Raw genomic sequence first — 13,068 nt, forward strand, 5'->3', positions numbered from 1 at the left:
CGCAGTGCCGAGCACGCGCAGCGGGGCGGGACCCCTCCGGGCCGCGCTGCAGAGCGCGCGCATGGGGGGGCGGCGAGAGCCCGCGCTCCGGGCGCGTCAGGTGGGCACGAGCTCGACCAGCGTGATCTCCGGCGGACAGTTGATGCGCACGGGCAGCCAGCCGCCGGCGCCGGCGTTGACGTGGAGCTGCCGGCCGCGGTGCTCGTAGTGCCCATTGTGGTAGAGGCCGGCGGGCAACATCGGTGTGAGGGCGTAATCGCCGATCCGGCCCAGCGAGATCTGCCCGCCGTGCGTGTGGCCAGACAGCATGAGGTCGAAGGGCAGCTCGCGCGCGGCGCGGAAGGTGCCCGGGTGGTGGCTGAGCAGGATGCGCGGCGCGCCGTCGTCCTGCATCTGGCCGAGCGCTCGATGCAGGCCGTCGAGCGTCGGGCGCCGGGCGGGCTCTCCCGGGCGCGCGCGGCTCGGGTAGTCGATGGCGCCCATCCACAGACGGTCGCCGCCGAGGCGGACCTCCCGCGCCTCGTCGACCAGCACCTGGGCGCCCGCTTCCTCCAGGCCCTTCGCGACCGCCCCGATGCTGGCCGACCGCGCGGCGATGTACTCGTGGTTGCCCATGCAGAAGAAGATCTGCCCCCGGGCGGGGCGCAGGCCCCGGAGCAGCCGCGTGGACAGCTCGAGCTGCGAGACGTGGTGATCGAGCAGATCGCCGGTGATGACGTGGAAGTCCGCGCGGAGCGCGTTCATGGCGTCGCGGAGCTCGTCGAGCCGCTCCGCGTCCATGAAGCTGCCGACGTGCACGTCGCTGAGCTGCGCGAGCGTGACGCCGTGCAGGCTCGTGAGCTCGCGCCGCACCGGCAGGGCGACCCTCACCACGACGGGCCGCTGCCGCGAGGCGAGCACGCCGCCCATCGACACCGCGATCGCCGCCGCCGGCAGCGCCCACGTCGCGCCGACGACGAGGCGACGGCGGCCTTCGTCGATGGCTTCCGGCGGAGTCCTGGTGTCCTCTGGCGCGTTGGCGGCCTGAGCGCCCGCGGTGGCCTGAGCATCCGTGGTGGCTCGAGCGTCGTTGGTGGCCTGAGCTCCCGTGATGACCTGAGCGTCGTTGGTGGCCTGAGCATCCGTGGTGGCCCGAGCGCCGGTGACGGCCCGGGCCTCCGTGGTGGCCGCGCGGGCGCTTGCGGCTCGCTGGCGCCCGCGGAGCGCGCGGTACACCGTGCGCGCGACGGCGGCGATCCCGAGGAGCAGCGCGTACAGGAGCAGGCCCACCTGGGCGCCCATGGCGATCAGCAACAGCGGCTCGGGCACGTGGCGCTGGAGGGCGCGCAGCCCGGACCAGCTCGCCACGGTCATGAGCAGCGCCGGGGGCGCGACCAGCAGCAGGCCCGCGGCGCACACCCCGTTGATCAGCGCTCCGTGCCGCGGGAATGCCGCCCGGAGCCGCCGCCAGAAGATCAGGCCGATGAGGCCGTTGACGAGCGTGACGACGAGCGTGCCGAGCTGGTACACGCGTCGGAAAATAGCATCGCTCCACGCGTGCGCCCGGCCGCCAGCGCGCGCCGGCGCCGGACCGCCCGCGTAACGGGGCCGACGAGCGCGCCATGACGAGGAGCGCTGGCGCTTCAGCGCCCGAAGATCCGGGCGAGCTCGTCGTACGCGGGCCTCGGTGTCCGGTCGATATCGACGAGCCCCCACCACTCTTCGTTGAAGGTCTGGTCCGGGTGCGGCCCGCCGCCGGGCGCGATGCCGCCGACGTCGTGAGCGCTGGCGCTCCCCCCAGCGTCCTTCCACCACTCGTCGGCCCACTCGAACACCGTGCCTCCCGCGCACGTCCCGTCCGCCGTGTGCGCCGAGCCGTTGTCCCAGATGAGCTGTGTCAGCGTGCGTACGGCCTCGGCCTGGCTGTCGGTGTCCACGGCGCCGATATTGGCGTTCCAGGCGTCGGCGCCGTACTCGGAGACGTAGAACGGCTTGCCCGAGCGCGCTGCCCATTCCTCGAAGAGGTCGCCGAAGCCGAGCCCGCGGTAGACGTTCACGCCCCACACATCGATGTCCGGCATCGCGGACACCGTCTCCGCGGACGGCAGCTCTCCGTAGATGGTGGAGATCGGGTGCGCCGTATCGACAGACCGGATCGCAGCGGCCGCCTCGTTCAGCCGGGCGAGCGCCTGATCGTGCGGCAGATCGACGTAGAGCCCGTTGTAGTTCCACTCGTTGCCGATGACCCACATGAGGATGGCCGGGTGGTCCTTCACGGCCGCCGCGAGCTCGCCCGCGCTCCCTGGGGCATTCCCTCCGTAAGGATACACGGTGTTGAGCACGCGAATGCCCGCCGCATACAGGGCATCGAGCACGCCGCGATCGATCAGCGGCTCATAGGTCCGCACCGCGTTGATCCCGGCGCCCGCCATCAGCGGGATATCCTGGCTCGCCGCTCCGCCATAATCGAGGTTCGCCGGGTGCATCCCGCCGCGGGGCACCGGATTCCAGCACACCCCCTGGATGTGAAACGGGGTCCCGTCGACGAGGATCTGCCGCCCCGCGATCGTCACGCCCGGCGCAGCGGGGTCCGAGCCTCCCGCCCCCGTATCGGGGAGCGTGCCGCCGCCGGCGCCGCCGGCGCCGCCGGCGTCCGAGCCAGTCGATGCGTCCGAGCCAGTCGATGCGTCCGAGCCAGTCGATGCGTCCGAGCCAGTCGATGCGCTCGAGCCGCTCGACGCGGCGGAGCCGCCTGACCCGTCGAGGGGAGCCTGCGGCGGACTCTTCGTTCCGCAGCTCGTCAGCGCCCCGAGGAGGCAGGCGCCGCACGCGAGCGCGCGCCGGACGCGGTCGCTGCGTGTCCCGGCGGCACGAGACATCGAGGCCTGAAGCTCCACCCGTGCGTCCTTGATCATCGCCGGCATTCTCGCCGTCTCCCGCGGCGCCTGCAACATGGGCTGGCGCGTGTCCGATGCTCGAGAGCCGCGGATTTTCCGGGCCAGCACAGGACTGGAAGCGGAACGTTCTCGAGCAGGAGCGGCTGCGCCGGCGGCGCGCGGTCAGCCCTGGAGTCCGGCGCTGCTGCCTGGCATCTCCGCGCTCACCTGGATCTCGCGCGCCTCGAGCCCCTCGAGCGACGCCTTGCCCGTGAGCGCGTCGAGGCACCCGCGCGCGTCCCGGAGGTAGCCGTTGAAGAACGCGGCGAGGTAGCCCATCGCGATCGCCTGCTGCTCGCGCCGCGACAGCGCAGCGGGGCCGTCGAGCGGCTCGGCGAGGCCGAGCGACGTCGTGTAACCGAAGTGGCTCGCGCCGGGCAGGGTAACGAGGTGCTTGGGGGCGCGGGCTCTCTCGTAGATCGCGGCCGGGACGTCGGCGGCGATGGGGTCCGCGGTGCCGCGGACGAGGAGCACCGGGCGAGGCGCGAGCGCGTCGATGGCCGGCCATCGCGCGGGCTCGCCCGCGGGCGCGAGCAGCGCGAGGGCGCGGATGTGAAACGGGCAAGCGGCGTCGAGCGTCAGCGCGAGGGCGGCCTGCGCGCCGAGCCCGTGGCCGAGGAGCCCCACCCGATCGAAGTCGGCCAGGAGCGGGCCCCGCGAGCCGGCCCGGAGGTGCGAGAGCGCGTCCCGGAGCACCGCGGCGCGGCGCTGGGGCGCGTCGTCCGGCGCGAGCCACGAGAGATCCGGCGCGACGACGACGAAGCCCCAGCGCGCGAGGTGCGCCATGACGCCGGCGAGCTGGCGATGATCCTGGCCGATGTCCGCGGGCGACCCGGGGGCGGCCGCGCTCGTGGCGAGGCGCCGCTCGTGGGCGATCGCGATGGCGGGGAACGGGCCTCCCGGCGAGAGCGGCGCCTCCTCGCCGTCCGCCGACGCCGGGTAGTAGAGCAGCGCGGTGCTCCGCGCGGGGCAGCGGTAGACGGCGCCCTCGAACGGCCAGAGGTCCGGGTAGCCGGCGTCCGCCGACAGTGAGAGCCCGCCGATGCGCCGGAACCCCGCCCGGTGCGGCCCGGCGCGCAGCTGCGGCGGAGCGCTGGTGGGGAGCGGCGCGCGCGGCGGTCGCGCAGCAGGCGAGGGGGGCGCCGCAGCAGGCGAGGGCGTGTCCGCGGGCGTGGGAGGCGCCGCAGCAGGCGAGGGCGTGTCCGCGGGCGTGGGAGGCGCCGCAGCAGGCGAGGGCGTGTCCGCGGGCGTGGGAGGCGCCGCAGCAGGCGAGGGCGTATCCGCGGGCGTGGCAGGTGCCGCAGCAGGCGAGGGCGTGGCAGGCGCCGCAGCAGGCGAGGACTCGGTCGGCGGCGCAGAAGGCGGCGGCGCTGTCGGAGACGGGGCGGCCGAGAGGGGAGGGGACCCGCCGTGGCCCACCGCGCGCCGCGACCAGAGCTCGCCGTCGCGCACGACGTGGGCGACCTGCCCCGCTGCGCGCACGGCGAGCTCGATCCGCCCGAGCGGACGGCTCTCCATCGCGGACACAGCCTCGCACCGGCCCAGATCGGTGGCGAACACCGTCGGCCCGCGGAAGCGCGCCCCCCGGGCGCCGTCGGCGCGGCACCACCGCGCGAGCCCCACGCCCGCGAGCGGCGAGAACAGCTCGAGCGCGCCCTCTCCGCCGGACGCGCTCCGGAAGAGCGCCGGCGTCCCCCGGACCCCGGAGACCACCTCCTCGGGGCCCTGCCACGCCGTCCCGGACCCGGGAGAGCGCCAGAACATCAGCAGGCGATCACCGGTGCGCGCGACGACCTCGAGGTCGCCCGGCGCGGCTGGCGCGCCCGGCGCGTCGACCGCGCGCTGGATCATCGCGACCGCCTCGAACCTCCCGAGGTCCGCGCCGAAGATCGCCGGACCGTGCCAGCCGAGCTCCGCTGTGTCGTTGTCGCGGAAGTAGTGCGCGAGCCCGCCGCCCGCGTGCGGGACCACGAGCTCGAAGTTGCCCCTGCCCCCGAAGCCGCCCTGGATCAGCGCGGGGTCGCCGGCCGCGCCCTCCGCGAAGAAGCGCGGCTCGCTCCACGACGGCTCGCTCCCGGGCGCGCACCAGAAGGCCGCCAGCCTGTCCCCGGCGCGCGCCACCGCCTCGAGGTTGCCCGGGTCGCCGAAGTTGCTCTGGATGAGCGATACAGCGCCGATCGGGCCGAGATCTCTGCCGAACGTCGCCGCGCGGCGCCACGGCCCGGAGGCCTCCTCGCGGCGGTGGTGCTCGACGCCGAACGGCGCCTCGGCGGCGGGAACGACGAGCTCGAGCGCGCCGCGCGGCGCGCATTGCAGGAAGAAGCCGCTGATCGTGGTGGGCATGGGCTCTCGTGAGGTTTACCGGCGCGGCGCCGCCGCGCCTACCGCAGCATCTCCTCGATCCGCTCGCCCGTCGCCGCCGCGAGCCCCCGGGCGAGCGCCTGCGGGCTCAGCTCGACGGCGATGGCCACCGCGTCCGGCGCGTGCGTGGCGAGCGGCGGCTCGACGGGCGCGTCGAGCCCGAGCAGGTGGCCGAACGAGCCTTGCGCGAGCTCGTTCCAGGCGAGGAGCAGCTCCTCCGAGGCGGCCTCTCCGCTCGTCGAGAAATCGCCCGACACCGCGATCGCGAGCGCGATCCCCTCGCGCGCGCTCGGCCTCGCCGCCGCGCCCACGGCCGTCGCCGCCGCGAGCAGCCCCCGCGCGCCGCGGGCGAGCTCTCCGTCGAACGGACCCGGCGCGAAAGCGCGCACGGGCGCCGGGCCGAACCGGGCCGCGAGCGCGGCCAGCGGGCCGCCCGAGAGCGCCGTCGGCGCGCGCTTGAGGCGGCCGAGCGCGTACAGCGACGCGACGCGCGCCGGCCCGCGCAGCGGGCTGCCGCCCTCCTGCACGCCGACCACGTCCTGGCCGAGCAGCACCAGCGCGTGCGGCGCCCTGCCGATATCGCCCGTCACGCGCACGACGTCGGGACGATCGAGCGCGCGCCGCTCCTTGCCCGTGAGCCGCCGCCGGAAGAGCCGCTCGATGGCCCGCGCATCGCCGCTGTGGCGCGCCACGTAGAACCTGGCCTCGCCCGCCGCGCCCTCGTACGACGCGATCGCCGCCTCGCGCACCTGCCGCAGGTCGACGCCGGTCGCGCGCGCGTGCCGGGCCAGGTTCTCCTCGGGCGCCACGAGCCCGATCGAGGGGATGAGCCACGGCACCGCCGCGATCTCGCGGGGCCGGGCGAGGACCAGCCACCGCAGCCCGGCCTGCGGCAAGAGGCGCGTCAGATCCGCCGTGCCGAGCGGCGGAAGCGGCGGCGCCGGGCGGGCGGGCGGCCGCGGCGCGCCGCCGCACGAGGGCAGCCCGAGCCCGAGGACGCAGCCCACGACGCCGCCGAGCACGCTGCGCCGGCGCAGCCCCCGCCCGGGCGCGTCAGCCAACGACGAGGTAGGCGAAGCGGCGGTTCTTCGAGCCGACGCGGACCAGATATCGCTTCCCACGCTCGAGCTTGAGCTGCTCGTCCTTCACGACCTCGCCGTCGAGGTGCACCGCGCCGCCCTTCACGAGGCGCCGCGCCGCGGAGGTCGACTCGGCGAGCCCCGCCAGCGCGAGCGCGTTGCCGATCGGGATCGTGTCCCGGTCGCTCGCCACCTGGAGCTCCTCGATGTTCTCCGGCAGGCCGCCGGCCGCGACGCTGCGGCGCCGCTCGAGGGCCGCGCGCGCGTCCTCGGCCGAGTGAAAGCGGGTGACGATCTCCTGCGCGAAGAGCTCCTTCACCTCGATGACGCTCCGCTCGCCGCGGACCACCGCCTCCCGCAGCCGAGCGACCTCCTCGGGCGAGCGCGATGAGAGGAGCTCCATGTACCGCCAGATGACGCCGTCATCGACGAGCATCAGCTTCTGCAGCATGTCGAACGGCGGCTCGGTGATGCCGACGTAGTTGTCCGCGCTCTTCGACATCTTGGCGCCGACGATCTTGCCGTCCTCGACGCGCGCGTTCGTGCCCTCGAGGAGCGGCATCGTCAGGACCATCTGGGCGCGCTTGCCGTAGCGGGGCATCAGGTCGCGCGCCACGAGCAGGTTGAAGAGCTGGTCGGTGCCGCCGAGCTCGATGTCGGCCTCGAGCTCGACCGAGTCGTAGGCCTGGAGGAGCGGGTACATGAACTCGTGCACGTAGATGGGCCGCGCCTCCTCGTAGCGCTTCCTGAAGTCGTCGCGCTCGAGCATGCGGGCGACCGTGTACTTCGCGCAGAGCTCGATCATCTGCGCCGGATCGAGCCGGTTCAGCCACTCGGAGTTGTAACGGACCTCCGTCCTGTCCCGGTCGAGGACCTTGAACGCCTGCGCCTGGTAGGTCTCGGCCGCGGCGACGACCTCCTCGCGCGAGAGCCGCGGGCGCAGCTCGTTCTTGCCGGTCGGGTCGCCGACCATGGCCGTGAAATCGCCGACCACGAAGATGACCTTGTGCCCGAAGTCCTGGAACTCCCGCATCTTCTGCATCACGACCGTGTGGCCGAGGTGGAGGTCGGGGCGGGTCGGGTCGAAGCCGGCCTTCACGCGCAGCGGCTTGCCCTCGCGCAGCCGCTCCTCGAGCTCGGAGCGGACGTGGAGGTCGACGGCACCCTTGCAGAGAATCTCGAGCTGACGTTCGGCGGGGACCATGGGGGCCCGCTTCTACCGCGCTGCGCAACCGCCCGCCAGAGGGGCGAGGGCCTCGCGCGTCACCTCATTCGTCGTCCGTTTCCTCGTCGTCGTCATCGTCGTCGTCGTCGTCGCCCGAGATGGCGTATGCGCGGCTGGCGTTGACGAGCTCCTTGAGCTCCTTGCCGACCTTGAAGAACGGGAGCCGCTTGGCTGGTACAGGCACCGGCTGGCCGGTGCGCGGGTTCCTGCCGCTGTAGGGCTTGTACGGCCTGACCGTGAAGCTGCCGAACCCGCGGATCTCGATGCCCTCGTTGCGCTGGAGCGCCTGCGTCATCGCGTCGAAGACGCAGTTCACCACGAGCTCCGCCCGAGCTTTGGTGAGCTCCCCCCGTCCCGCGATCGCGTCGATGAGCTCGCTTTTCGTCATGGTCCACCTCCCCCACCCGAGCGGACCGCCGCCGGCGCTCGACTTACCGCCTTCCACCCACCGTTGGGCTCCAGGGGATGCGCCGGTCCAGGAGCCGCATGACAACAGATTCCTATGAAAAGCTCGCATGTTACGGGACTAGCGGTCAACCGAATTCCCGCCCGAGACCCGGATCGCGTCGAGCGCAAAAATGCCCTCGGCGCCCTCGATTTTTGCGCGTCCGGGGCCCTCCGGAGCGCTCGCCGCGGCGCCGGCGGCGGTCGTGAGGGGCCTCCTGCGCTCGAGGGAAAGCTGGATTTCGACGGCGCGCTCGGGGAGCTGGTGCGCCGGGAGCTCGGCGCAGGTGAGCGGCGCGGCGGAGGGGGACGGCGCGGCGGGTTCGACCTGCCAGGCGTGGAGCAGGGCGCCGTCGACGAGGAGGCGCACCTCGCCCGCGCCGTCGCCCGCGATCGCCACGCGCGGGCTGATCCGGGCGCCGCGGAGCCACGGGGCGGGCAGGCCGACGTGCACGACGGCGGCGCCGCTCGCCGCGTGTACGGCCAGGAGGCGCCCCCCTGACGCGCACGTGCCGCCGGCGTGCTCGGGCAGCGCCCAGGCGTCGCGCTGGGCGCGCGGCGGCCACAGCGACTCGCCCTCGATCACGGCGTCGGGGGGCGCGGCAGCGCCGAAAACGAGCGGCGCGAGCGCGACGGAGGCGAGGCCGCCGCCGTCCGGGATCGCGAAGCCGTAGCGGTAGGCGGGCGGGCGGCCGCGGGCCTCCCACGCCATGCGGTCGAGCGCGTCGCCGCGGTAGCGCAGGACCGCGACGTCGCCCGGGGCGGGGTCGAAGCCGAGGTTGAAGCCGTGGTCCGTGTCGACGAACACGAGGCCGCGCGCGACGCCCGCGCGCGCGACGGCGGCGGGGTCGAACATGGGCAGGCCGCCCTCGCGATCGCGGAGCGCGGCGTGGTCGAAGCCCGCGCGGAACGCGAAGCCCGCGAGCGGGAGCGCCGCCGCGACGAGCGCCGCCGCCAGGGGCGCGCCAGGCCGGCGCGCGAGGCCGCCGGCCGCGCCCGACGCCCGGGCGCGCTCCGCGATCGCGACGGCGGCCATGGCGGCGAGGGCGTGCTCGATCGGCAGCACGTCGGCGAAGAAGCGCGCGCCGCCGCCGGGGTAGTTGCCGTCGAAGTAGAAGGGGGCGTAGGCGGCGATCTGGAAGAGCGGGGCGACCGCGAGCGCGCGCGAGCGCGGCCTCCGGAGCGCGATCGCGGCGCCGGCGACCACGAGCAGCGCGAGCGGCTCGGCGTTGAGCGCGTCAACGAGGTGGAGCTTCAGGCGGCGCAGCGTCGTGCCGGCGGCGGCCAGAAACCCGTATCCTTCCGAGAGGTTGTGCCGGACGAAGTCGCCGTGCTCGCCGAGGCAGCCGACGCCGGCGCCGAAGCCGTAGCGGAAGCAGCCGGGCGGGCCGTCGGCGACGGCGTAGTAGGCGGCCTGCGACGAGGCGAAGGCGCCCGTCGCGGCGCGCTGGTGCGCCGCGAGCAGGGCGAGGCCGGGGAGCGCGCCGATCGCCAGGGCGACGGCGAGCCGCCCGAGCCGGGGGTCGCCCTCGCGAGGGCCGGCCGCGTCGCCCGCCCGCGCGCTCCCCGGCAGCAGCACGAGCAGCAGCGCCGCGGCGAGGGCGAGCGCGCTGGGCGGGCGCGTCGCCGCGAGCCAGCCGGCCGCGAGCCCGGCGAGGGCGGCGGCGCGGACGGCGGGATCGAGCGGACCCCTCGGCGCGCTCGCCGCGGCGGCGCGGGCCTCGTCGAGCGCGCGCCGCGCCGACGCGAGCGCGACAGTGAAGCAGAGGGCCGCGAGCCCGTGCGACATCGTGTCGGCCGTGTGGTAGCGGAGCGCGGCGCAGAGCGCGGAGAACAGCGCGGCGAGGACCGGCACGGCGCGCAGCCGCGCGGCGCCCCTGGCGGCGGCCGGGTCCTCCGGCGCGAACCGCGCGGCGAGGTCGTGGGTCGCGAGCGCGAGCGCGGCGGCGAGCAGGGGGCCGACCGCGAGCGGGGCTCCCGCGAGGAAGCCGAGCGAGAGGAGGGCGGGGTAGCCCGGGGGGAAGATGACCGCGACGTGCTCCGCGCCGCTCGGGGCCGCGCCGCCGGCCGCCGCGTCGCCGCGGACGAGGAAGCGGCCGAGCACGGAGGCCGCGGGCTCGTCGAGCGGCCACGCGAGGTACCCCGCCGCCATCGCGCGCGCCTCGAGCCAGTAGCTCGTCGCGTCGATGATGCGGGGGCCGCCCCGGAGGTACACCGCGACGTACGCGGCCGAGATCAGCGCCGCGACGATCGCGAGGGCCGCGGCGATCGCGAGGCCCGGGGCCGCGCCCGACCGGGGGCGGGGCGTCGGGTCGGCGCGCGCGAGCGAGCGGCCGCGGCGGAGGAGCCAGGCGCCGGCGAGCAGCGCGGCCACGGAGAGCGCGAGCGCGATCCATTGCGCCGGGTCGCGGGGCAGGCCGGCGCGCACGTCACGGCCTGGCGAGCGGGCGCGCCTCGGGGCGCGCGGCGCGCTCGAGGACCCAGACGTGGTGATCGACCCACTCCCCCTCGATGGGCGTGAGCGTGAGCGTGAACGTCTCGGGCAGGCCCTCGGGCAGCGCGACCGAGGCCTCGGCCCAGCCGCGGCTCCCGCGGAGCGTGAGCTGGCCGAGCTCCCGGCCGTCCGCCGTCGCGCGGACCACGGCGGGGCGGGGCGAGGCGGTGCGGACCACGAGCCTGCCCGGGCCGTTGCGCGGCGCGCGCAGGCGGGCGGTCTCGCTCCTGCCGCCCGGGATGACGCGGCCGGCGTCGAACCGATCGTGCCCGGACCCGCGGGGGTCGGGGAGGACGCTGAAGCTGACGAAGCCGGCCTGCGGCCTCGGGAAGGCGTAGCCGTGCTCCCGCTCGCTCACGAGGTCGGCGACGTCGAGCTCGTCGAGGACCTGCTCGTCCGCGCGCAGCGAGGCGGGCGGCTCGCCATGCGCGAGCGGGCTCCAGTCGGCCCGGTAGATGACCTTCTCGGCGCCGCCGCAGATCACGTTCCCGACGACGGGGACCCCGAGGAGCCGCTTGCCGAAGATGGCCGGGAGCTCGCCCCACCAGCCCGGGTAGATGGCCAGGGCGTCGGGGCGGTCCTCCGGGGGGATGCGCTCGATGAGCTCCAGCGAGGCGCCCAGGCCGTGGACGCCCGCGCGGGCGAACGGGAGGTCGTGGTAGCCGCCGAGCCCGATGATATCGAGCCCGGGCCGGTCTGACGCGTAGAGGAGCGCGCCCGCGTCGCCGACGAGGACGCGGCGCACGTCGAGCTGGGCGAGCACCTTGCCGGCGACGAGGTGCTGGTCGCGGATGTTGCGGCTGGCGCGGCCGAAGAACCAGATCTGGTCGCGCATCCTGGGCAGCTGGTGGACCCAGAAGAGCGCGGCGAGGGCGAGCGCGACAGCGACGCGCGCGACCCAGAGGCCGCTGGCGGTGCGGTCGCCGCTGGCGCCGAAGGCGCGCGCCGGCACGGCCGCGAGCCGCGCCCAGAGGCCGGCCGGAGCACCCTCGGGCCGCTCCGGGCGGCGCGCGCTGCGGTCCGGCGCGTCCGGCGCGGTCCAGGCGGCCCGCGCGACGAGCAGGGCGAGCCCCATCGCCGCGAGCACCAGCAGCCAGGCGACCGCGGGCATCGTGTAGCGCTCGTTTTGCCAGCGCACCTGGCCGTTCATCGCGACGAGCGCGAGCCAGCCGACGACCTGGATCCAGAGCATCGCCGCGAACCCGCGGGTCCTGCGGGAGGCGAGGGGGACGAGCGCGAGGGCGGGGACGAGCCAGCCCCAGGGGAGGGCGTCCGAGAAGTGGTGGTTGGTGTTGCGGGCGACGACGTACGTCGCGAGGAACTCGTAGGTGTTCCACTTCTCCTCGGACGTCATGTACGGGTTGTTGAGCGCCAGCTTGGCGATCGCGCCGCTCGCCGCCCACTCGCCGGTGAGCACGCGGTTCGCGACCGCCTGGGCGACGCACGCCACGGCGCCGGGCACCGACGTCCGGAGCAGGGTCGCGATCGCGGCGCGCGCGCCGTGGGCCCGTCCCACGGCGATGGCCGCGTACGCGCCCAGCACCGCGACGCAGACGACCGACTCCGGCCGGGTGGCGTAGAGCAGCGCGCCGGCGAGGCCGGCGACCCAGCCCAGGCGGGCGATGCGCCCCGGTGGCGCCGCGGCGCGCTCCCCTGCGCCGCCCGGATCGAGCGGGATGCGCGGGACGTGCGGAACGCGGACCGCGCGGACGACCGCGAGCGCGGCGAGGGTCGCGAGCGCCCAGACGCCGAGATGGAAAGCGTTCTCCATCCCGCTGAAAAGCGACCAGTCGAGCGCGCCGATCGAGAGCGCCACGGGCGGCAGCAGGTACTTGGCCCAGCGCCCGATCGGGTCGAGGAGCCGCGCGCCGACGAGCAGGAAGCCGAGCGTCGAGGCGCACGCGACGATCGCCGCCCACTGCATCAGCAGCAGGCCGCGAAAGCCGATGAGATAGCCGAGCGCGAGGACGAACGGGTAGCTCAGGCTGGTGTTCCCGCTCGAGAAGCCGTTGCCCTCGGACCACTCGAACGGGTACCCGCGCGCCGTGGCGCGGGCGTAGTCGAAGTGGATGAACACGTCGTCGAGCGGCGCCGACCACATGCCGCCCGTCTGCTGGTGCATCGCGCCGTAGAACGCGACGGCGGCGTAGAGCACGCAGGCGCCCGCATAGGCGGCGAACAGGACCGGATCGACGCGCGGCCAGGCGGCGACGAGGCGATCGAGCCAGCCGCCGGGCGCCCTCGGGCTCGCGCTCCCGGCGTCCGTGGCCTCCGGCGCGCCGGGGAAGGCGCTCCCGGCGGCCACGGTCTCCGGGCCAGGGGAAGCGCTCCCGGTGGCCGCAGCCTCCGGCGCGCCAGGGGAGGAGCTGCTCGGCCGGGACGGAGGCGCCGCTCCTCCAGGCGGCGCGGAGGACACAGGGTCGGCGCTGGACGGTGACACGCGGCTCTTTTACACGACTTTCACGTGACCCGAGCCCGCGGAGCCGCATCCACGGGGATGCCGGCGCCTCGCGCCGGCCGTCCACCGATCGCACCGATGAGCACGGTGGG

8 protein-coding genes are annotated in these 13,068 nt (G+C 75.4%); all 8 read right to left on the reverse strand.

The annotated features are described in order from the left end of the window. Positions 1–96: 96 nt before the first annotated feature. The 8 genes from WME89_RS03725 to WME89_RS03760 all read right to left on the reverse strand — a co-directional run bounded on the left by WME89_RS03725 (position 97) and on the right by WME89_RS03760 (position 12,823). The gene (locus WME89_RS03725) at positions 97–1,509 is read right to left on the reverse strand and encodes a metallophosphoesterase (RefSeq protein ID WP_438007887.1); all 1,413 of its coding nucleotides are present in this window, start codon (positions 1,507–1,509) and stop codon (positions 97–99) included. 113 nt (positions 1,510–1,622) lie between these two features. Beyond that, positions 1,623–2,894 carry a glycoside hydrolase family 2 TIM barrel-domain containing protein gene (locus WME89_RS03730; protein ID WP_438007888.1) on the reverse strand — a complete coding sequence of 424 codons (1,272 nt, stop codon included), beginning with the start codon at positions 2,892–2,894 and terminating at the stop codon, positions 1,623–1,625. A 144-nt stretch (positions 2,895–3,038) separates the two neighbouring features. Beyond that, positions 3,039–5,258 (reverse strand): poly(ethylene terephthalate) hydrolase family protein, encoded by a 2,220-nt coding sequence (locus WME89_RS03735; protein ID WP_438007889.1) that lies wholly within the window; start codon positions 5,256–5,258, stop codon positions 3,039–3,041. 38 nt (positions 5,259–5,296) lie between these two features. Beyond that, positions 5,297–6,337, reverse strand: coding sequence for a hypothetical protein (locus WME89_RS03740; protein WP_438007890.1), 1,041 nt, complete (start codon positions 6,335–6,337; stop codon positions 5,297–5,299). Next, positions 6,330–7,559, reverse strand: coding sequence for a tyrosine--tRNA ligase (gene tyrS, locus WME89_RS03745; RefSeq protein ID WP_438007891.1), 1,230 nt, complete (start codon positions 7,557–7,559; stop codon positions 6,330–6,332). The genes WME89_RS03740 and tyrS overlap by 8 nt, the downstream gene beginning before the upstream one ends. Before the next feature lie 64 nt (positions 7,560–7,623). Further along, positions 7,624–7,968, reverse strand: a complete 345-nt coding sequence (locus WME89_RS03750; protein WP_436624988.1) for an HU family DNA-binding protein — start codon at positions 7,966–7,968, stop codon at positions 7,624–7,626. A 138-nt stretch (positions 7,969–8,106) separates the two neighbouring features. Then, positions 8,107–10,452, reverse strand: a complete 2,346-nt coding sequence (locus WME89_RS03755) for a hypothetical protein (protein WP_438007892.1) — start codon at positions 10,450–10,452, stop codon at positions 8,107–8,109. A gap of 1 nt (position 10,453) precedes the next feature. Continuing rightward, entirely contained in the window at positions 10,454–12,823 is a 2,370-nt protein-coding gene (locus tag WME89_RS03760; RefSeq protein WP_438007893.1) for a hypothetical protein, read from the reverse strand. Positions 12,824–13,068: the final 245 nt, after the last annotated feature.

The organism is Sorangium sp. So ce321, from assembly GCF_051530195.1.
Lineage (GTDB): Bacteria > Myxococcota_A > Polyangia > Polyangiales > Polyangiaceae > Sorangium.

Coding starts and splice junctions, on each gene's coding strand:
- WME89_RS03750 (WP_436624988.1), bottom strand. CDS start 7,968: ATGACGAAAAGCGAGCTCATCGACGCGATCGCGGGACGGGGGGAGCTC.
- tyrS (WP_438007891.1), bottom strand. CDS start 7,559: ATGGTCCCCGCCGAACGTCAGCTCGAGATTCTCTGCAAGGGTGCCGTC.
- WME89_RS03735 (WP_438007889.1), bottom strand. CDS start 5,258: ATGCCCACCACGATCAGCGGCTTCTTCCTGCAATGCGCGCCGCGCGGC.
- WME89_RS03730 (WP_438007888.1), bottom strand. CDS start 2,894: ATGATCAAGGACGCACGGGTGGAGCTTCAGGCCTCGATGTCTCGTGCC.